The following is a 19,116-nucleotide window of genomic DNA, read 5'->3' as shown; positions in this document are numbered from 1 at the left end:
ATTCCCTTCTTTTATAATTAGCCCAATGCTGCTGCGGCAATGGCATGTGACTGACAATGAGAAATGCTCAGCGTGGCCCGGGTCAATTTTTTCTCCTGCATCAACCTGGCAAATTCACCGCTGAAGAAGTAATAAGGACAGCCCAACTCATCGTGTCTTATTTCGATGTCGTGGAATAGGATCCCCAGGCGGAACCCGGTACCTAGCGCTTTCGCTGCCGCTTCTTTGGCCGCCCAGAAGCCAGCCAGCCGTTCGACGTTTTCGGCCAAATCCCCCAGTGCCTGCTGCTCTAGCGGGGTTAACAAACGTTGTGACAGCCTATCGCCACTTCGCATTAACGCGGTGTTTACCCGTGCAATCTCAATAATGTCCACACCGAGATTCATCCTTTCTGACTCCCATCGTCAAATCCATTGAAGCAGCTTCGTGTGAAAGCGACATAATAAGCAGATACAATATGGCAATAATGGCGGAACCTATAACGCAATAAAATTGCAATAGGGAATTGTCTGCATTGCTTAACGAGAATGTTATCGCGAAATGTTTAAAACAATCAATAAAACCTCAGTAAAAAACACCATCAACAAATAAAATAGAACATTATTCTAATTATTAAGCCAAGATGCAGAATAAAAACCCATAACGACATTTTGGCTGGTCGGATATGTCATTTTTTTATTAATTAAACGGAATTTATTTTTGCAAGAACAATCCCGTCTGTTAGGACTATTCAAAATAACAGCAGATTTTGATTTAGGTCAATTCAAGAAATAACCTAATTTTAATTATTTTTACCTTTCACCCTATTTATAAATAGTGGCCACCATTAAACTTTCACCCTCTCTGATTTATCTCGGTGATCGATAAATGCCGGAAGGTTTTGCATCATGTCCTGCATTGCGTTGTCGCATAATTTTTAAACAGGAAGCGTTTTCAAACAATAATGCACCGCCGAAATTCAAATTTCGTCCCCAAAAGAGCCACTTTCAAGCGAACATCACCTTTGGCAAGCCAGGGTTTCGGGAGGCGCCACCTTCCTTTCCGTTTCTCTACTCATTTTTTAATCAATAATCTCTTCGGCATATCAGGCCAGTCTGTTACTCTGCCAGACAGAGCTAGAGCCCAGATTCAGCAGCAGAATCGGCCAGACTATGCAAAACACCGTAATCAGGCTGAAATATCAGACTTATCCATGATAGTTTCGTAGTTTAATAAGTTGAACTGACCATACTCTGCGGTGCAGAATACGCGCAGATGAAATGGAGGTTCGGATGTACCAGATGGGAAATGTCATTAACCAGCAGATGGCGGCGATCTCGCCCCAGGTGCTGACGGTGTTGGAACAAAAGCTGGTAACGGCTAAAGAAAAGATCGCGCTGTGCCTTAACGGTATGGGGGCCTTGATCCTGCAAAAGACCCGCGACTACCTGCATCGCAATGACAACTCCCTCCGTTTCCGCCAGTTGGTCGAGCGCACTTCCCCCTTCGAATTGCGCTTTCTGGATGAAGCTCTGGGCAAATTCAGCCCAGCATTGCTGACGATGGTGCTTGGCCACAAAGTGAAGCGCCTCACCCAGCTGTTTGTGAGCTTTTATGTGCTGGAAAAACAGGTCGCCGAGCGGCTGTTTTCCGTGGCTTCCGCGGTGGTATTTGGCCTGTTGGGCCAATATCTGCGCCAACGCTCCCTACAATCACCATCGTTAAAAGGCTGGCTTGAGTGGCAGTTGCCGCAGATTGTCGCTGCCCAGCCAACGGCGGTGCTCAACCAGCTACCTGCTCTTATTCCAGCCGATCCGGCCGTTTCCCGCACCGGATCGCTAGCGCCCCCCAAACGCCGTATCTGGCCGTGGCTAATGCTGGCGCTGCTATTGGTATCGCTGCTGTTCTCACTGCGCGGTTTTAGCGTGTTACAACCCATGCAGGCCAGCGGTCAGAGCGATGTGACCTACCGCCGGTTGGCCGATGGCAAGCAGCTCCTGCTGTCACAGCGCAGCGTCGAGAACCTGTTGATCACCTATATTGAGAGCAACGCCCCCACTAGCGAAAAACGTTGGTTTACGCTGGATCGCATGCAGTTCGACACCAACCGCACCGAGTTAACCCCTGCGTCACAAGAACAGCTTAGGAATATCGTCGATATTCTGCGGGCTTACCCGGATGTGGAGATCCAACTGGGGGGGTATACCGATAAGTCGGCCAATGAACAGATGGACCGGCGTTTATCGCAGGATCGCGCCGATGCGGTACGCATGGCATTGGTAAAAATGGGGATTGGGGAAAGCCGTATCAGCGCCGAAGGTTACGGCTCGGCTTACCCCTTGGTGCCTAACGATAGCGAAGCTAATCGCGCGAAAAACCGCAGAATCGATCTGCGGGTAGTTGAGAAGTAATTGCCCCTCAGCCCTTGGCTACTGCCACCACCTTCAACGGCTGGGCATCCGGCAAGATATTCATATGCTCCAGCACCTGGGCCATAATCTTGCCAAATACCGGCCCCGCCACCGAGCCACCAAAATGTTTGCCTGCCTTGGGGTTATTGACCATCACCACCAGGGCCACCTGCGGATCGCTGGCCGGTGCCACGCCTGCGGTGTAGTTGATATAACCACCATCGTACTTGCCGTTTGGTCCCATCTTTTCAGCAGTACCCGTCTTGATCGCCAAGCGATAGCCAGGCACTGCGGCACTGAGGCCGCTCCCCCCAGGCAACGCATCGCTCTCCATCATGTGCACCACGGTTTTTACCACCTCAGCGGACATGACTTGCTGCCCCATGACCGGCGGAGTGACTTTAGTGATGGAAAGCGGACGATAAACACCGAATGAACCGATGGTGGCATATTCACGCACCATCTGCAGCGGCGTGACGCGTAAACCGTAGCCAAAGGAGAAGGTGGCTCGTTCAATATCGGCCCAGCGCGCGCGGTGAGCGGGCAGATAGCCACTACTTTCGTTGCCAATCCCCAGATCGGTTGGCCGACCAAGGCCAAAACTGCGATAAACGGCAGGCAACACCGTGGCAGGCAGAGCCAACGCAATATGCGAAACCGCAATATCGCTGGATTTCTGCAGCACGCCGGTAATGGTCAGTTTCGACCAATGGCCCACGTCTTTGATCAGATGGCCGTTCACCGTATAAGGCGTAGTATCCAGCACGGTATCTGGCCGGATCAGCTTGTGATCCAACCCCACCATCACTACCACCGGTTTAACCGTCGAGCCAGGTTCAAAGCTGTCGCTGCTGCAGACATTATGTATGTCTTTCACCGGCGTATTGGCGTAGTTGTTGGGGTTGAAAGAGGGATAGCTGGCCATGCCGAGGATCTCACCGGTATTCACCTTCACCAGCACCGCACAGCCGGAGTCGGCCTGGTTGGCGATCACCCCATCGCGGATCTGGGAAAACAGCACGTACTGAATAAATTTGTCGATGCTTAACGTCACGTTCGGTGGCGGCACTGGGTCAACGCTTTTAATCACGCCGATGACCGCACCGCTTCCGTCCTTCTGATAGACACGCAGGCCGTTTTTACCCTGCAACAACGGATTGAAACCCAGCTCAATCCCTTCCAACCCCTGATTATCCTGCCCCACAATGCCAATCAGCCCGGCGGCGTCTTGCCCCATGGGATAGAAACGGCTGAAGTCCTGCTCGGTGCTAACGCCGGTCAGGTGCAGCTTGCTGATATAAGCCGCATTGTCATCCTCCACCTTGCGTGCCAGATAGACAAAGCGCTTACGAGCGTTGGCCTGGATCAGGTGCTGAACATCAGCAAGCGGCATCTTCAGCACGTTGGCCAAACTCTGCCAGCGCTCGGTGCTGGTATCGGTTTGGGTATCGAGGATATGTTTGGGATCCAACACGATATCTTTGGAAGAGACGCTGACCGCCAGCGCCGCATCGTTACGGTCGGTGATCATCGCTCGGTTGGTGGGCACCACCTGGGTACGAATAGAACGCTGGTCAGCCTGATCGGCCAACTGTTGGTGTTCCAGCAACTGTAAATAGCCGACCCGGAACATCAATAGAAAAAAGCAGACCAAGATGCCTGCGCAAATCCAGCCAAAACGCGCCGTCGAGTAGTTTTTACCGTTTTTCTTGGTTGGAGGAGCCACTGTTAAGCCTACGTTTTTAAACTGATTATTTATCCGCTAAGTCTAACCTGAGTCAGATTGCCAGAAGGTTGCAGTTTGTAAGAAAGTAAAAACAAACGCGTTTAATGTTGCTTTAATTTTACAGCCATTAAAAACAGTCACTTAGGTAACATCATTTGACTCAATGGCGATAGTTTGTGAAGCGCAATATTCTGGCATCTACCTTTATTCTGCCCCCCCTGTTCAACCAACAGGAGTTCAGCCGCTATGCGCTGAATTACTTGGTGTTCGGCAATGCGTTCCTAGAACTACGTAAAAATCAACTTGGTGAACCGATATGCCTACAGTGCTCACCAGCTAAATACACCCGCCGGGGAGTGGAACCGGATACCTATTTACCTATTGGTCTGTGCAGGACAGGAAGGAGGCGCACCAATTCGCAGCAGGCAGCATGTTTCATCTGATTGAACCGGATGATGAGTTGCCAAATGAATAAATAACATTAGAGGAAAAAATTTCTTAACCATGGGGATAGCTAAGCCCCGCATTCGCGGGGGCTTAATTGACAATTAAACATATTCATGCTCATGAAAGAACATAGGATCCCCATTATTTTCACCTATCGTTGTTAAAATAGGTTGTAATTCTTCATATGTACATCCAAATTGCCAACATACAAGAATTCTTTTATCGTTTGGATATGCTTTATATGATTGCGTTCTATGTATTGTTGCTGTTCCATCAAAAAGAATAGCCTCACCTTCTTTATATTGATGTACTATTGAAAGCTCATCATAATTATCATAGTCATCACGGTGGGCTGATGTTGTTTCTAAACCGCCAAAGTATGGTTGGAATGGGAAAAGAGGCGTTAAAAGAGTCCCGCTCTCATTAACACCTAACTTTTCATGGTAAAAATCAGAATGCCATCTTCCTGTAGGATAACTACCAACCGTTTCAATAATATTAGCCTGTACCACTCGCATATTGCCGCGATCATTTCCAATGATATCACGACTTAGTGCTAGCTCACAACCATCAAGGACATCACGGAAAATTTTAATTGCCTCTGGCGACTTGGCGAAATACCATCTCATGCTAACTGAATTAAACTCTTCGCTATAATCCTCATGCGCTTTTATGCCAATATCCACTTTAGCTTCCAAAGAGTCTTGCATGATGTCTAAATATAATTTCCTTATAGGCTCTAGGGCATCAAATGAAAAAGCCAGTTTTGTAACGCCATTAGTTAGGAATTCACTTTTTTTTGACATAATTAGTCCTTATTAAAGGCCCTCGGTGTTTAAGAGCCTTGTGATAGTTTTATAGATTATGCAAACGCCATATTAAAACGAGCTTCGGAAACCATACGAGCTGGCTTGGTTTCCGCTGCCATACGAGCTGGCTTGGTTTCTGCTGCCATGCGGGCTGGCTTGGTTTCCGCTGCCATACGAGCTGGCTTGGTTTCCGCTGCCATGCGGGCTGGCTTGGTTTCCGCTGCCATGCGGGCTGGCTTGGTTTCCGCTGCCATGCGGGCTGGCTTGGTTTCCGCTGCCATGCGGGCTGGCTTGGTTTCCGCTGCCATACGAGCTGGCTTGGTTTCCGCAGCCATGCGAGCTGGCTTGGTTTCCGCAGCCATACGAGCTGGCTTGGTTTCCGCAGCCATGCGAGCTGGCTTGGTTTCCGCAGCCATACGAGCTGGCTTGGTTTCTGCTGCTCTACTCACAATGCGATTTGTTTGCATTTGATCTGTCCTTTATGATGAGTATTGATATTAACTAGTGCATTAACACACCTACTGACAACACCTTGAGGTACATAAGGTATTGAATTCACCTGATACTTTTATTTGTTGTTTTTTGGTAAACAACTTTTGCAGTAAAATACGTTGACAAAACAATTGAGATAATAGCGAAAACAAACAGAAAATCATGAGAAAAACTATAAATTAATGTGCCTACTGATGGACCTAAAACATAGCCAAAAGCGGATGCACCGAAAAGGAAACCAGCAACGCCACTTTGCTCGTCATGATTTACCGCCAACGATGCTGCTGACTGTATTGATGGAATCATCATTCCAAATCCCATACCTAGCATTCCGGCAGATATGTTAACTATAACAATAGAGCTGTTCGAAAACATTATGCCGCTAAAACCCAAAATGCATGAAACACAACCAGGCAATAAAAGAGACTTCACAGATGGTTTAAATACCTGAATATATCCTAATTGAACAATAACCATAACGATAGCCATTATTGATACTGTAACCCCTGTTTTAGCAACTGTTTCTTTTGGGTCTAAAGAGAATAAATCTTGTATGTAAAATGATATTGTTTGTTGGAATGCGGAAAATGCAATGTATATACATGCCACACCAATGAAAATTGGCAGTACTCTTGCATCAGTTAATTTAATGCTTGTATTGTTCTCTTTCATCATCGAAGGTGTAGACTCACTTGGCACAAGGACAATGAAGCCTAAAACAGTCCCAATACAAGAAATTGCAGCTGCAACATAAATTGGCAGTAGTAATGAAAATGTACCTAATGATGATCCTAATAGTGGACCAACTACAGAGCCAATGCCATATGCTGAAGCAATTAGTGCCATTCCAGCACCTCGATTGGTCCGATTTGTGTTTTCTGCAATATAGGTCATAGCCGAGGGATGAATCCCCGCAGTTAGAGCACCTGTAATGCATCTTATTATTAGCAGGGAAAGAAATGCTCCAGCAACACTAAGATAATGATTTAAACTAAATTTCAGCACGAACGCTAAAAGTAATGTTCCAATGGTATAAAAAATCATTCCTGCTAAATATGAATTCCTGCTACCAAACGCTCCTATCAACTTCCCCCACACACCAGAGCACAAAGTTATGACTAAAGCTGCAATCGTTACAATCAAACCTACATTAAACTCTGTTAGACCAATTTCTCTACTTGCAGGACCAAGGATCGTATAAAGTAGAGTTTGTCCAATACCTACACACACTAAACCTATCACAAGTGTTATGTGGTGTATTAGCCCCGTTTCTTTCTTGCTTTCAGATACATTTATATTAGTTTGGCTCATTAGTTTTGACGTTCTACATGTAGAAGTGAATGTTTAGTTAATGATAAGAAAATGTTAAAAATTATTGTGATTTGAGATTATATGATTAGCGAAACAATTCAATAGTTTTTTAAACACTCAATAGAAAATGAAATTTACCTCTAAAAAAAAAGTAAAATAAGAATAACTAAAGAATAATAAACCAAAAAGCTAACAATAAATGTATTTTAATTTTTAATTTTAGTGATTTTGAAAACTTTAGTCTGATAGTGGTTTTTATCACACTGATATTTATTGATATTTTTTTAAGGCGAACTAATCATTAGGAATGTTTACGCTAATTTTAGTGATTAATCTTATATAAACAGGTCAATGTAAATGGCGTTTTCCCCAAAATGGGCTATACGTTTTTAGGTTTGTTGTATACAAATTACTACCAACAGTTGTTTCTTATGCTCGATACTAGACGTATGGACATAACCTCATTTGTAGTCGTTGGGCGCAATGCTATCCCCGCCTCGCCTGCCCGCTTCATGTGTCGCTTTTCATGCAGTTGCGCGATCCGCGCCAGGCCGAGGCTTCGGGGGCAAAAATCACACCAGATCATCATGCAAATTCATGCACTCAGTGCATGCATGGCCAATCTAGCTAGCCATGAGGTAAGTATTCTGCTGATAGCGTCCCTCCTCAATCACCCTGATGCGTTACCCAGATGTAGTAGTTCGCCTCTGCCGGTGTCATATGGATGCCAAGTGGCGACAATGTGGCAGCATAGATAGGCAAAGCCCGTATTCCCTCCCCCCTTGCCACCTTAACAACCAGTTATAAATAACTTATTGATTTTATTATTGTAGTGAGAAAATCGCTTTTAATGTTGCACATCGTCACTGTCGCCCAGCAACGTCTGGCTACCGTCGTTATCCCCCGGCGCTGGCGCATTGGCCGGGTCGAAAATGTGGTCCAGGATTGCCCTGGCCGTCGGCCCTGCAACTACGCCATCCCCACCGCCGTTTTCCAGAATTAGCGCCATCGCCACCTGCGGGTTTTTATACGGCGCAAATAGGGTGTAGAAAATGTGGTCACGCAGGCGTACCGGGGTCATTTTGGCATTGTAAGTCTGGTTTTCTTTCAGGCTGAAAACCTGTGAAGTCCCCGATTTGGCCGCTATCTGGTAGGGCGCGGTATGGAACAGCTTATACCCGGTGCCGTTAGGCAGGTTCGCCATGCCATACATACCGTTGCGTACGATCCCCCAATATGGCGATTTGGGCTCGCCAATCTGCACAGCCTGCTCTGGTGGCTGGTAGCGTTCGACTTCCCGGCCCTGTTTCATCGAATACAGCAGATGCGGCGTTTTCACCCTGCCGCTGTTGATCAGCGTGGTCAGCGCTTTCACCATCTGGATCGGCGTAGCGACCCAATACCCCTGGCCAATACCCACCGAGATGGTATCACCTTGGTACCAGCCTTTTTTATGTACTCGCTGCTTCCATTCCCGGCTCGGCAGCACGCCGCGATATTCCTCGTTCAGATCGATCCCCGTCGCCTTGCCATATCCAAACTGGCTGAGCCACTGATGGATCCGGTCGATCCCCATCTCATAGGCAACCTGATAGAAGAAGGTATCGGCCGACTCCTCGATCGCCTTGGTGACGTTCAGCAGACCGTGACCGGTTTTCAACCAGTCGCGATAGCGGCGCTGAGTTCCCGGCAAAGTCCAGGTAGGTGCGCCAAAGAAAGTGGTGGTTGGGGTGATGACACCGGCAAACAGTGCCGATACCGCCATATAAGGTTTTACCGTTGAAGCAGGCGGGTATAACCCCTGCGTCACACGGTTAATCAGAGGTAAATCCGGGTTGCTGAGCAGCGACTTGTAGGCCTGATAGCCAATACCTCTGACGAACGGGTTGGGATCGTAGCTAGGGCTGGAGACCATCGCCAGAATGCCTCCGTCGCGCGGATCGGCGACCACCACCGCCGCCCGTTGCCCTTTGAGCAAACCTTCGATGTACTGTTGCAGGTGCAGATCGAGCGTCAGATAGATATCTTTGCCCGCCTGGGGCGGTTGTTCCTTCAGCAGGCGAACGATACGCCCGTGGTTATCCACCTCCACTTCCTGATAACCAGTGGTACCGTGTAGCTGTTTCTCGTAATAGGCTTCCAACCCCTGTTTGCCAATATTGTGGTCGGCCGCATAGTTTTGCGCCTGACCCTGCTGCTCGAGCTTTTTGACGTCGTTATCATTAATTCGCGAGACATACCCCACCACGTGCGCCAACTGTGCCCCGTAAGGATATTGCCGCTGCTGGTAGGTCTCGATGGTCACACCGTCAAAGCGATACTGGTTTACCGCAAAACGAGCCACCTCGGTTTCACTAAGCCCGGTCTTGAGGGTAACGGGCTTATAGCGACTATTGTGGTGCATATCATCACGGAAGGCGGCGATGTCATCCGGCGTCAGATCAACAATGGGCGTCAAGTTTTGCAGTAGCGTTGCCATATCGGCAATCTTGCTGGGAGTCACTTCAATCTGATACAGCTGTATATTGCGCACCAGCGGGATGCCGTTGCGATCGAAGATCAGGCCACGATGAGGGGCAATGGGCAGCATCTTGATGTCGTTTTGATTGGAGCGCGTCTGGTAAAACGCATGCTGTTTGATCTGCAACTGATAAAGGTTGTAAACCAGCAAGCCAAAACAGGCGACGACCAGCACCATCGCCACGCAGGCACGGCGAATGAACAACGTTTCTTCGGCGGGGTGGTCACGGAAAGGATCTTTTAATTGGGCCATGCGTGGGGTCTTACCTGCCTGACTGATTGCTAAAAGGGGGCGAAAAGCCGGCAAGCATAGCGTTAATAGCCCTGGCGCCACATTAAAAGGTTGCTAATGATTTGGCATAAATGTTTCAACATATTGGAATGTTGCTGTGATTTGTCAGACAGGCCATAACGACTATTGAGACGCCAATTATTCCAATGCTACAATGTGACGTAGATCACACTAACAACCTAAACCACCGTCTATCCAATGCGCATTCTGCCCCAAGGTCTGATACCTGGAGCCGGCTGCGGCATTTGTAGCAAAGGATCACCTCCGATGAGTACCATAGCCACTGGCTTTATTATGATGCGCTGGGAATTGCTGAGCGCAGTGATGATGTTTCTGGCCAGCCAACTGAATGTGGTGTGCCGTAAGGCCAGCCGTAACGGCATGGCGTTTGTGTTCAGCAGCCTGGGGCTGTTCACTAGCTGCTGGTTTGTGATGGGGCTGATGGGCATGTCCTTCAACCTGGCTGGCATTATGCAGTTCTGGGCGTCATTCAAGGACGTTTTCATCGATGTCATGAGCCAAAACCCGACCGCCTTCCCCCTGCCATAACCACCGTTCCTGGCACCATCCGCCGATGGTGCTGCGCCATAGGTAGCCAGTAGGTTATGGGTTAGCCCGCATCCAGGGAGTTAAAGTCACGCCGACCAGCAAACCTTCCGGGCTTAGCAGACGGGTGACGCTCTGGCCCCACGGCTCCAGACGGTTGGCTACCAGCAGTTGATAACCCTGATCCAGCAGCGTTTGGGTGGCCTTCGCCATATCTGCCACGTCAAACTCCATCCACGCCTGCGGCACCGGTAAATCTTGTGGCCATTGATCCTGACCAAAGCAGGATTGGGCAGCCTGCGCCAAAGGCCACAGCGCAAAGTGCTTCACGCCGTTCAAGGCATCGTGCTCGATCAGCAGATAGTCCTCATTCCCTTCCATTGGCTTTAGCGGCAACCCCAGCGCTTGCTGATAAAACGCGGCACTTTGGCTGGTGTTTTGGGTGATCGGGCCAAAACCCGCGACAAAAAGTACCTCAACACCACAAAATGGTTGTTCCATATCCTTTCTCCTCAGGGATTAACGGCTTTGCTGCCGCAGCCATATCGGCGTATGGCCATAGAATGCCTTGAAACGGTGGCTGAAATGGCTGGCCGAGCTAAAGCCGCAATCCAGCGCAATCTGGGTTAGCGGCATCAGCGTGTTGCGCAGTAATTTCTCCGCCTGTTGTAAACGCACCTGCATAACGTACTGATGCGGTGCCTGCCCGGTGCTGTGTTTAAACATGCGGGCAAAATGAAACTCACTCAATTCCGCCTGAGCAGCCAAGTCTGCCAGCACCAATGGTTGATCGAGATGGTGATAGATAAACTCCTGCACCCGCTTCAGCACGGCCGGTGCCAACCCACCACGCACGCTAGGCAGCCGCCATTGCAACTGGGTGTAACGCTGAAGCATATGCGACATCAACAACGTGGAGGCGCTGCTCAGTGCCAGCTGGTTGGAGGTGTCTTGCCAATTGTGATTAAGTAAAAACTGGCGATACAGCAACGTGATCTGCGGATCTTCCGCAAACGACAGCGGCTCTACGTTGATGGACGCCGGGCTGCGATCCCAAGTCTGCTCCACCAAATGGCGCAAATGCTGGTCGGTACAATACAGATGAACAAAGGAGAGATTGCTGCGGACATCCCAGGTGGATTCGTAATGACGCGGCATGATGCAAAAGCGATCCGGGCCGCCGCCGTTCTGCCACCCCCCTGGCACCTTCTGATAGCACTCATAACCATCCGCCACGTACAGGCTGAGGGTGTGGTGATCGGCACTTTCCTGGGTGATACGGTCGTTGCAGTTGGACCAGGCCGCCAGTTGCACGCCAGAGCCCAGTTGCACGCTGTTGTGCAACCGGGCTTTATGTTGGTGCAGTGTTTCAAATGCCAGGTATTCCATAGCTGCCCTATTCCTGTGATCCAAGCCGTTTCAGTTTAAAGAGTGGCGGCGCGGGATGCCAGTTGTCACCGGGCGCTTTTAACAAAAAAAGCGCAAGAATATGCAATTGGCCGCAAAAGGCTGAAAGCGTTACGGCGCTGAAAGATGAATACTCCCGTCATCATTCACAGGAGAATTTATGAATACGCTGTTGTATCTTGCCGTGGTGCTGATTTGGGGCACCACCTGGATTGCGATTACCCTGCAACAAGGCACGGTGGCGATCCCCGTTTCGATTGGTTACCGCTTCCTGCTGGCTGCCGCCGTGATGTGGCTGGCCATGTTGGCGCTACGCCGTCTGCGGGCCATTAGCCTGCGGGACCACCTGTTCTGCATGTTGCAGGGCTGCTGTGTGTTTGGCTTTAACTTTTACTGTTTCTACCTGGCAGCGGCCTATATCAGTAGCGGGCTGGAATCGGTGATTTTCTCAATGGCGGTGTTGTTCAACGCGGTTAACAGCATGATTTTCTTCCGCCAACACCCCAGCCCCAACCTTCTTCCTGCGGCGCTGTTAGGCATGACCGGCATCGTGGCGCTGTTTTGGCAGGATCTGATGGCGACCCAGATGGCGCCAGAATTGCTTAAAGGTATCGGGTTGAGCGCTCTGGGTACCTACGGTTTTTCGCTGGGGAACATGCTCAGCACGCGCCACCAACGCCGTGGGCTGGATATGCTTTCCACCAATACCTACGCCATGAGCTACGGCGCACTGCTGATGTTTGCCATCGCACTGGCACAGGGCGCTTCATTGCAGCTCGAATTCACCACTCGCTATCTGGGATCGTTGTTCTATCTGGCGATCTTTGGCTCAGTGATCGCCTTTGCCGCCTATTTCACCCTGTTAGGCCGCATCGGCTCGGGCGCCGCAGCCTACAGCACCTTGCTGTTCCCATTGGTTGCGCTGACAATCTCCACTCTGTATGAGGGTTACCAGTGGCATCTGAACGCGGTGATTGGCCTGTGCCTGATCCTGTTGGGTAACCTGGTGATGTTTTCCAAGCCGGGGATGTTCAATCTATATCGATGGAAACGTGGGGTTCAGTGACGGCATTAAAGATAAGCGTGGAGATACCGTTGCCCACTTAAGATAATCCACAAAAATCATTGAGGTGTGATGTAAACCACCTCAATGATTGCCCCCTATCACGAAAGATTACAGCCCTGCAGTAGGATTCGTATTGACCTTGTTTACTCATGCATATTAATGGCTTATTAGGTCGGCAAATTCCATTCCAGGCTGGCCCAACTGCTGGTCCGCTGGCTGTTTGGTTTCCTGCAGCATCATATAATGCGCCCACGGCAACCCCTGCGGCTAGTCCAATTGCCGGCCCTAATGGGCCAGCCAAACCCGTTCCAAATGCCGTGCCAGCGATTGTGGCTCCGCCAACGGCAACCTCTCTACCTGCTTGTTCCCAGTTTACATTTCCTGCACCTGAAACCAAATTAACTTCATCAAAGTTTAAGAGTTTCATTTAAAAACTCCTGTTACTTGATAATAAATAAACATCACGATTGCTATGCCAGTAGAAATAGCCAAGGACTGAAATAACGGAGACGCGTTAAAGCTTCTCGCAATAGAACCTATGGCAACGCCAAGAAAAACACAAAAAAAGACAAATAGAATATTTTTCATTAACCACCCTAAAATGTAAGTAATGAACTTGTTTTTTAAAATTACAATATTGGTTTCAATAAATTATAAAAAATAGAGATTGTTCAGGCATTATAAAAATGCCTGAAGGCACTAAGGTTTGTGATATAACCTACCTACTCATTTCTCAAATAATGTCATTACAGAATAACCATCCAGAAGTTGATAATGACTATCATTCTAAATTATTTTATCAAGGTCAAGTTATTTTTTATTCGACAGTAAATACCTATTAATTATTCCTATAATGAAAACCGTTAAAGCGATATACTAATTTTATTAGCAACAATCAAAGTAAGCAGCGAAAAATAAATCGATCGCCATGGTCTAAAACCTTGTCATCCCCGAAGGCTTTTTAGCTGCGCTCAAAAATTAGGCCTGTCGCAGGAAGCTCTCTATGCTCGTTGCCAGGGCAAGCGGTACTTCATTCATTGGGTAATGGCCTGCATTCTCAAGTATTTCCAGTTCAGCCCTTGGATACCATGCCAGGTAGGTAGAACGCATCAGATCCGTATTGAATGTCGGATCATACTCCCCGATCAGCACCTTAACCCTGTGTGGTAAACCCTGTACCTCCGCGCTGAAATCGGTGTTACTCCATGCATTCAAGTAAGCGGCAAAAGCGGCTCTGGACGAATGCTCCATGGAATACTCAGCTTTCCAGTCGATCCACGATCGTGAAAGGCGCTGCCCAGTACTACGATTGATGATGGCCCTTCTATTCTCGATGCTATCAGCTGCGCCATTAAACAATGCTTGCCCTACAGGGTCGAAAGCTACACCGCAGCAAGGAACCGGTGCGACAGGAATTAACATACGCACTCGCTCAGGGGCCAGGGTCGCTACACGTTCAATTGCCATTCCGCCCATCGAGTGGCCTACCAAGCTAAACGTGTCGAATCCAAGCTCATCAGCAAGGGATAAGGTATCCATCGCAATTTCATCCATGCTATAAGTGCCAGCGGCGGAGCTCATGCTCCCGTATCCACGGTAGTTCATAAAGATATAGGTAAATTCGTCGCGGCTAAGGGCGTCCTCCATTGGCGTGAAAGCATGGCAATCGCCAAACCACCCGTGAAGAACGATGACAGGATGCGGACCACTACCTACTCGGTGAAACGTGTTGGACATATCGACTCCTAATAAACTGAATGTGCCAGATGATTTCGTTACCGTGGCCATTGTAGGATCCGCAGTACCAGCTCGCTTTCAATATTGAGTCAATTATTATAGAGTTTGGGCCATGCGTAATACGTTACTTGACCCCTACGAAGACATCCCACGAATTGCCGTAGTCACCGCAAATGACTACCCGGCGTCTTCAACTTTTCCCTCCCATACGCATCGTCGCAGCCAGTTTGCCTATGCCGCCTCCGGGACGATCAGCGTGTTCACGGCGCGTGAAAACTTGGTTGTTCCACCACAGCGCGCATGCTGGATACCTGCTGGCATCGACCATGAGATGCATATGCGTGGCCCTGTCACCATGTTGAACGCATTTTTTACCCCGGACGCTGCCCGCGCCGCAGGACTACCCGATGGCTGTCGAGTAGTTGGAGTGTCCCCCCTGCTACAGAACCTGTTAGTACAGGCAGTGGATTTGCCAGCGCTCTATGACCTGAATAATAGAGAAGGCAAGATTATGTCTCTGTTGCTTGACGAAATTGCCACTATGCCGTCGCTGTTGCTAAATACTCCGTTGCCCGACGAGCCTCGTTTAGCCAGACTGTGCCGTCAACTGATTGAAAATCCGTCGCTTTCTGTCGATATCAACAAAATGGCTGCTGAAGCAGGCATGAGTCGGCGCACTTTCACCAGAGTGTTCCGAGCTCAAACTGGGGCGAGCTTTAGCGAGTGGCGCCAACAAGCCTGTTTGCTGGCGGCTATCACCCGCCTCAACAATGGGGAATCGGTTACTCGCGTTGCGCTGGACCTTGGCTATGGGAGTTCAAGTGCCTTCACTGCACTATTCCGTCGTGTACTTGGCGTGCCACCCAGCCTATACCTTGAGAAATAGGGAAAAATCAAAGGGGTAATATTGCTGAATGGATAGGAGCACCGTACCGTGCCCCTAGTGACTCCGGTGACTGAATTTCTGCACTGATATTGTCACTTCATTCCGCTTGGACAAGTATCCGCTACGTCGTTAAGCCCTTCGGTTTGACGTTCGAAGCGGATCTTGTTGGCGGGAGCGTCATGGTCAATCGTCAGAACATAGATACCGTCAAAATCACTCCCCGGCCATTTGGCCGCCAGTTGGGGATCGCCCCCTTCGGCGGTGATAATATTTTTTACCACCTGCACCAGGTTGTGATGTTCCCAAGAAACATACACCACGGCATTGCGGAAACGATCGTCCAGCAGAGCCGTCTGCAAATCAGCGATGTCATCGGCGTGATACTGGATATTCACCGGCAGCGAAAGCCGAATGGCCGTTGGGGTGATGGTGGTCAATGCCCGCATGGAGCTGCCCAGCTTATTTTTCTTGGGGCCAGCGGCATAAATGGCCTCGGGCTTACCGAAGCGGGAGATCAAGACCTCCGGCAGTGCCAACGCACGGTTAAAGCCTTTGCAGGTCAACTGGCCACTATGGTTATCGGGCTTTTCACCGTGGCGGACAAACACCAGGGTTTGGTCACCCCAGGCGGCCCCTGCCACACTGGACAACAGTAATGCCATTACGCCGTTTTTAAAAGCCTGCTTCATCGTTCTTCTCACCACAATTTGCCCTTAAGTCCCTGACAGAACACTGTCACGATTAGTGAATTTTTTGCATAGGGGTATGCCTATTTCGCTACCTTATCATTGAAGCTCCCCAGCAATACACTTCCTCCTGTCGACCATAAGCACATCGGTCCTCCTTTTTGGTTGCTTCCCGGCAACAGACATTATTTGACGGTGAGAGAGATGAACGAGAAATTTGACGGTAACGGTATTTTCCCCAAAGGGCCAAAAAATGACGCCTATGCGCAATATTTCACCGGCACCAGCTACCTGAACATGTTGACCACCGAAGGGGTAGCCATTGGCAATGTGGTGTTTGAACCAGGCTGTCGGAATAACTGGCATATTCACCATCAGGGCGGCCAGATCCTGCTGGTCACCGGGGGGCGCGGCTGGTATCAGGAGTGGAATAAACCGGCTCGCCAGCTTACCGCCGGAGACGTGGTCAATATTCCGGCAGGAGCCAAACACTGGCACGGTGCAGCCCAGGATAGCTGGTTTGCGCATATTGCCGTGGCGATCCCGGCCGAAGGTTCCTCCAATGAGTGGTTGGAGCCGGTATCCGACGAGGATTATCGTCAGTTGCCTTGATGAAAAAGCCACCTGCCAAAACGGGTGGCTTGAGATTAATGACCAAGGGCGCAGCATGCAGCGCCCTCTAGATAATTAAGTGGTTACCCCATCACTAATCCCAGCACCGCCCCGCCCGCCAGGATCCATAATGGATGAATACGTTTATTCATACTCAGCAGCGTCGCTAACACAATTAATATTGCTAACCGCCAATTGGTCGCTGAAGCCTGGGCAATCAGCACGCCGCTGGCGGCAACCAGCCCGACCGTGAGCGGCACCAGCCCAACCTGCACGATACGCCGCCAGGGTTTATCTTTAAAACGCCGCCATGCGCCCATCACCAGAATAGTGACAATGGACGACGGACCAAACTTGGCCACGGAGGAAACCAACAGCCCGGCCCAGCCCGCGACGTGCCAGCCAATCAGCGGCACGATCATCATATTCGGCCCCGGAGCCGCCTGCGCCATGGCGAACAGTGCGCTAAATTCCTGGGCGCTCATCCATTGATGCACCTCCACTACCTGGCGCTGCATTTCCGGCAGGATGGTATAGCCGCCGCCGAACGCCATCAGCGAAAGCTCGGTAAAAATAATCGCCAACGAGATTAACACCGCCATCATGAAGGTTTCCTCCAGGCCAGCAGAATACTTAGCGGGGCCAGCACCAGCATGGTAGGCAGCAATGGCAGGCGTAACCAGGCAATCGCCACCAAAGCAATGGCGACAATCGCTAACGGCAACCATTTCCCCCATAGTGGCAACAACATTTTCAACGCGGTAGAGAGCAACAAACCCGCCGCCGCTGCGGCCAACCCGGCGAACACGTGTTGCACATGGGCATCGTCTTGGTAGCGGGCATAAATCACGCCCAGGCCAACCACAATTGCCGTTGGGGCGCAGATCAGCCCGAACAAGGCAGATAAGGCACCACGCAATCCGCGAAACTCCATCCCCACCGCCACGGAAAGGTTAATGACGTTGCCACCCGGCAGGAACTGGCACAATCCCAACAGTTCGGTGAACTGCTCAGCGGTTAGCCAACGGCGTTGTTCCACCAACATGCTGCGCGCCAGCGGCAGCACCCCGCCAAAGCCGATCAGGCCCAGCATCAGAAAGCCGGTAAACAGTTGACCATTGCTCGGTGGCTGATTGATTTCATGATCCTGTACCGCATTAGAGTCAGACATTGCATTTCCCACATCACCCAAGTTGTTATCTCGCATGATGCGCGCGGCCATGTCATGATGTCTAATGCATTTCTAAACCAGTTTCGATACCTATAAGGTATGAATATGATTGAGCTACGCCGCCTGCGGGCGTTCGTTACCGTGGTTGAAGAAGGAAATATCACCCGTGCCGCGGCTCGGTTGCACATTCAGCAACCGCCGCTGACCCGTTTGCTGCAAGGGTTGGAGGAAGAACTGGGCGTAAAATTGTTACAACGATTACCGCGTGGAGTGCGCACCACAGAGGCAGGAAGCGTACTGTTTAACGAGGCAAGAGCTTTACTGACAAGAGCCGAGAAGTTGACCGAAGCGGTCCATCGCGCGGCACGGGGTGAGCAAGGTCATTTGGCGATCGGTTTTACCAGTTCGGCGGCGCTGCATCCGTTTGTGCCCAATCTGTTACGCCGTTACCGCGATATTCTGCCCGGGATCACCACATTGCTGGAAGAGGCTGGCAGCGGAGAGCTAATGGAAGCCTTGGTAGATGAACGCCTGGATGTGGCTTTCGTACGCTCGCCGGTGAGCGGGATACCAGGGTTGTTGATCGAACCTGTACTGCTTGAACCCATGCTGATCGCCTTGCCTGTTGGCCATCGTTTGGCGATAGACAGCAGCGAAAAGGTCCCCCTGACTGAACTGATCCACGAACCGCTGATTCTGTATCGCCGCCCGGCAGGCCAAGGTTTGTATGATGCCATTCTGGCCGCCTGCCACCGAGCCGGTTTCAGCCCGCGCATTGTGCAAGAGGCACCACGCCTGCCCGCCACGCTGAATCTGGTCGGTGCTGGTCTGGGATTGTCAATCGTACCGGCATCCATGCGGCGTCTAGGCGGCGACGGGATCGTTTTTCGCAGCATTGCCGAGGAGGCTCAACTGAGCGCCCCGCTGTATCTGGCGCTGCGCGAAAACAGTCAGTCACCGCTGATTACCCGGTTGCGCCAGTTGGTGGCAGAAACGGTGAACGCGCTGTAGACCGGGC

The 19,116-nt window shown here is 50.2% G+C and carries 19 protein-coding genes and 1 pseudogene; 7 read left to right on the top strand and 13 right to left on the bottom strand.

All coding sequences use genetic code 11. The annotated features are described in order from the left end of the window. Nucleotides 1-17 precede the first annotated feature (17 nt). Nucleotides 18-386 (bottom strand): holo-ACP synthase, encoded by a 369-nt coding sequence (acpS, locus tag ACMV5I_RS00255; RefSeq protein WP_202671791.1) that lies wholly within the window; start codon nt 384-386, stop codon nt 18-20. 885 nt (nt 387-1,271) lie between these two features. Between acpS and ACMV5I_RS00250 the strand changes: the two genes are divergently transcribed. Beyond that, nucleotides 1,272-2,390 (top strand): OmpA family protein, encoded by a 1,119-nt coding sequence (locus tag ACMV5I_RS00250; protein ID WP_202671792.1) that lies wholly within the window; start codon nt 1,272-1,274, stop codon nt 2,388-2,390. 7 nt (nt 2,391-2,397) lie between these two features. On the opposite strand, the gene ACMV5I_RS00245 is transcribed toward ACMV5I_RS00250, so the two are convergent. Continuing rightward, nucleotides 2,398-4,116, bottom strand: a complete 1,719-nt coding sequence (locus ACMV5I_RS00245) for a penicillin-binding transpeptidase domain-containing protein (protein ID WP_046808264.1) — start codon at nt 4,114-4,116, stop codon at nt 2,398-2,400. A 173-nt stretch (nt 4,117-4,289) separates the two neighbouring features. Here ACMV5I_RS00245 and ACMV5I_RS00240 point away from each other — a divergent pair. Next, a pseudogene (locus ACMV5I_RS00240) lies at nt 4,290-4,570 on the top strand (Presumed portal vertex protein); the annotation flags it as partial. Nucleotides 4,571-4,664: 94 nt separating this feature from the next. Here the strand turns inward: ACMV5I_RS00240 and ACMV5I_RS00235 are convergent. The 4 genes from ACMV5I_RS00235 to mrdA form a co-directional block, all read right to left on the bottom strand. Next, on the bottom strand, nt 4,665-5,369 hold the full coding sequence (locus ACMV5I_RS00235) for a hypothetical protein (protein ID WP_121606898.1): 705 nt from the start codon (nt 5,367-5,369) through the stop codon (nt 4,665-4,667). A gap of 56 nt (nt 5,370-5,425) precedes the next feature. Further along, nucleotides 5,426-5,839: a hypothetical protein gene (locus tag ACMV5I_RS00230; protein WP_414823376.1), complete on the bottom strand. Its 414-nt coding sequence runs from the start codon at nt 5,837-5,839 to the stop codon at nt 5,426-5,428. An 88-nt stretch (nt 5,840-5,927) separates the two neighbouring features. After that, nucleotides 5,928-7,175 carry an MFS transporter gene (locus ACMV5I_RS00225; protein WP_414823375.1) on the bottom strand — a complete coding sequence of 416 codons (1,248 nt, stop codon included), beginning with the start codon at nt 7,173-7,175 and terminating at the stop codon, nt 5,928-5,930. 847 nt (nt 7,176-8,022) lie between these two features. Next, entirely contained in the window at nt 8,023-9,948 is a 1,926-nt protein-coding gene (mrdA, locus tag ACMV5I_RS00220; RefSeq protein ID WP_414823374.1) for a penicillin-binding protein 2, read from the bottom strand. Between the two features lie 306 nt (nt 9,949-10,254). Here mrdA and ACMV5I_RS00215 point away from each other — a divergent pair, with 306 nt between their 5' ends. Continuing rightward, entirely contained in the window at nt 10,255-10,536 is a 282-nt protein-coding gene (locus ACMV5I_RS00215; protein ID WP_024487094.1) for a YjcB family protein, read from the top strand. Nucleotides 10,537-10,590: 54 nt separating this feature from the next. Here the strand turns inward: ACMV5I_RS00215 and ACMV5I_RS00210 are convergent, their stop codons facing one another. Together ACMV5I_RS00210 and ACMV5I_RS00205 are read right to left on the bottom strand one after the other, a co-directional pair. After that, nucleotides 10,591-11,034 carry a glyoxalase gene (locus ACMV5I_RS00210; RefSeq protein WP_414823373.1) on the bottom strand — a complete coding sequence of 148 codons (444 nt, stop codon included), beginning with the start codon at nt 11,032-11,034 and terminating at the stop codon, nt 10,591-10,593. A gap of 18 nt (nt 11,035-11,052) precedes the next feature. After that, nucleotides 11,053-11,922 carry a helix-turn-helix domain-containing protein gene (locus ACMV5I_RS00205; protein ID WP_414823372.1) on the bottom strand — a complete coding sequence of 290 codons (870 nt, stop codon included), beginning with the start codon at nt 11,920-11,922 and terminating at the stop codon, nt 11,053-11,055. A gap of 178 nt (nt 11,923-12,100) precedes the next feature. On the opposite strand from ACMV5I_RS00205, the gene ACMV5I_RS00200 reads away from it, so the two are divergent. After that, complete coding sequence (locus ACMV5I_RS00200) at nt 12,101-13,006, top strand: DMT family transporter (protein ID WP_414823371.1); 906 nt, start codon at nt 12,101-12,103, stop codon at nt 13,004-13,006. Between the two features lie 37 nt (nt 13,007-13,043). Here ACMV5I_RS00200 and ACMV5I_RS00195 read toward each other — a convergent pair whose 3' ends face one another. Further along, nucleotides 13,044-13,433, bottom strand: a complete 390-nt coding sequence (locus ACMV5I_RS00195) for a colicin V family bacteriocin (protein WP_414823370.1) — start codon at nt 13,431-13,433, stop codon at nt 13,044-13,046. A gap of 551 nt (nt 13,434-13,984) precedes the next feature. Continuing rightward, nucleotides 13,985-14,743, bottom strand: a complete 759-nt coding sequence (locus ACMV5I_RS00190; protein ID WP_202727349.1) for an alpha/beta fold hydrolase — start codon at nt 14,741-14,743, stop codon at nt 13,985-13,987. Nucleotides 14,744-14,855: 112 nt separating this feature from the next. Between ACMV5I_RS00190 and ACMV5I_RS00185 the strand changes: the two genes are divergently transcribed. Next, nucleotides 14,856-15,629: an AraC family transcriptional regulator gene (locus ACMV5I_RS00185; RefSeq protein ID WP_414823369.1), complete on the top strand. Its 774-nt coding sequence runs from the start codon at nt 14,856-14,858 to the stop codon at nt 15,627-15,629. A gap of 92 nt (nt 15,630-15,721) precedes the next feature. On the opposite strand, the gene ACMV5I_RS00180 is transcribed toward ACMV5I_RS00185, so the two are convergent. After that, nucleotides 15,722-16,318 carry a histidine phosphatase family protein gene (locus tag ACMV5I_RS00180; RefSeq protein WP_414823368.1) on the bottom strand — a complete coding sequence of 199 codons (597 nt, stop codon included), beginning with the start codon at nt 16,316-16,318 and terminating at the stop codon, nt 15,722-15,724. A 201-nt stretch (nt 16,319-16,519) separates the two neighbouring features. Here ACMV5I_RS00180 and ACMV5I_RS00175 point away from each other — a divergent pair, with 201 nt between their 5' ends. Continuing rightward, complete coding sequence (locus ACMV5I_RS00175; protein ID WP_414823367.1) at nt 16,520-16,927, top strand: cupin domain-containing protein; 408 nt, start codon at nt 16,520-16,522, stop codon at nt 16,925-16,927. 83 nt (nt 16,928-17,010) lie between these two features. Here ACMV5I_RS00175 and ACMV5I_RS00170 read toward each other — a convergent pair whose 3' ends face one another. Next, nucleotides 17,011-17,532, bottom strand: coding sequence for a chromate transporter (locus ACMV5I_RS00170; RefSeq protein WP_414823366.1), 522 nt, complete (start codon nt 17,530-17,532; stop codon nt 17,011-17,013). After that, a complete protein-coding gene (locus ACMV5I_RS00165) occupies nt 17,529-18,098 on the bottom strand; it encodes a chromate transporter (RefSeq protein ID WP_414823365.1) in 570 nt (189 codons plus the stop codon). The genes ACMV5I_RS00170 and ACMV5I_RS00165 overlap by 4 nt, the downstream gene beginning before the upstream one ends. A 99-nt stretch (nt 18,099-18,197) precedes the next feature. Here ACMV5I_RS00165 and ACMV5I_RS00160 point away from each other — a divergent pair, with 99 nt between their 5' ends. Then, nucleotides 18,198-19,109 (top strand): LysR family transcriptional regulator, encoded by a 912-nt coding sequence (locus tag ACMV5I_RS00160; RefSeq protein ID WP_174333336.1) that lies wholly within the window; start codon nt 18,198-18,200, stop codon nt 19,107-19,109. Nucleotides 19,110-19,116: the final 7 nt, after the last annotated feature.

Origin of the sequence: Serratia sp. T13T92, assembly GCF_047530105.1 — a bacterium.
Classification (GTDB): Bacteria; Pseudomonadota; Gammaproteobacteria; order Enterobacterales; family Enterobacteriaceae; genus Chania; species Chania fonticola.
This window is presented reverse-complemented; position numbering and strand designations above follow the sequence as displayed.

What these genes read in the sequence shown, in the direction of transcription:
- ACMV5I_RS00185 (WP_414823369.1), top strand. Translation starts at nt 14,856, where the DNA reads ATGCGTAATACGTTACTTGACCCCTACGAAGACATCCCACGAATTGCC.
- ACMV5I_RS00235 (WP_121606898.1), bottom strand. Translation starts at nt 5,369, where the DNA reads ATGTCAAAAAAAAGTGAATTCCTAACTAATGGCGTTACAAAACTGGCT.
- mrdA (WP_414823374.1), bottom strand. Translation starts at nt 9,948, where the DNA reads ATGGCCCAATTAAAAGATCCTTTCCGTGACCACCCCGCCGAAGAAACG.
- ACMV5I_RS00250 (WP_202671792.1), top strand. Translation starts at nt 1,272, where the DNA reads ATGTACCAGATGGGAAATGTCATTAACCAGCAGATGGCGGCGATCTCG.
- ACMV5I_RS00160 (WP_174333336.1), top strand. Translation starts at nt 18,198, where the DNA reads ATGAATATGATTGAGCTACGCCGCCTGCGGGCGTTCGTTACCGTGGTT.
- ACMV5I_RS00200 (WP_414823371.1), top strand. Translation starts at nt 12,101, where the DNA reads ATGAATACGCTGTTGTATCTTGCCGTGGTGCTGATTTGGGGCACCACC.
- ACMV5I_RS00195 (WP_414823370.1), bottom strand. Translation starts at nt 13,433, where the DNA reads ATGAAACTCTTAAACTTTGATGAAGTTAATTTGGTTTCAGGTGCAGGA.
- acpS (WP_202671791.1), bottom strand. Translation starts at nt 386, where the DNA reads ATGAATCTCGGTGTGGACATTATTGAGATTGCACGGGTAAACACCGCG.
- ACMV5I_RS00175 (WP_414823367.1), top strand. Translation starts at nt 16,520, where the DNA reads ATGAACGAGAAATTTGACGGTAACGGTATTTTCCCCAAAGGGCCAAAA.
- ACMV5I_RS00225 (WP_414823375.1), bottom strand. Translation starts at nt 7,175, where the DNA reads ATGAGCCAAACTAATATAAATGTATCTGAAAGCAAGAAAGAAACGGGG.
- ACMV5I_RS00165 (WP_414823365.1), bottom strand. Translation starts at nt 18,098, where the DNA reads ATGTCTGACTCTAATGCGGTACAGGATCATGAAATCAATCAGCCACCG.
- ACMV5I_RS00210 (WP_414823373.1), bottom strand. Translation starts at nt 11,034, where the DNA reads ATGGAACAACCATTTTGTGGTGTTGAGGTACTTTTTGTCGCGGGTTTT.
- ACMV5I_RS00215 (WP_024487094.1), top strand. Translation starts at nt 10,255, where the DNA reads ATGAGTACCATAGCCACTGGCTTTATTATGATGCGCTGGGAATTGCTG.
- ACMV5I_RS00230 (WP_414823376.1), bottom strand. Translation starts at nt 5,839, where the DNA reads ATGCAAACAAATCGCATTGTGAGTAGAGCAGCAGAAACCAAGCCAGCT.
- ACMV5I_RS00180 (WP_414823368.1), bottom strand. Translation starts at nt 16,318, where the DNA reads ATGAAGCAGGCTTTTAAAAACGGCGTAATGGCATTACTGTTGTCCAGT.
- ACMV5I_RS00170 (WP_414823366.1), bottom strand. Translation starts at nt 17,532, where the DNA reads ATGATGGCGGTGTTAATCTCGTTGGCGATTATTTTTACCGAGCTTTCG.
- ACMV5I_RS00190 (WP_202727349.1), bottom strand. Translation starts at nt 14,743, where the DNA reads ATGTCCAACACGTTTCACCGAGTAGGTAGTGGTCCGCATCCTGTCATC.
- ACMV5I_RS00205 (WP_414823372.1), bottom strand. Translation starts at nt 11,922, where the DNA reads ATGGAATACCTGGCATTTGAAACACTGCACCAACATAAAGCCCGGTTG.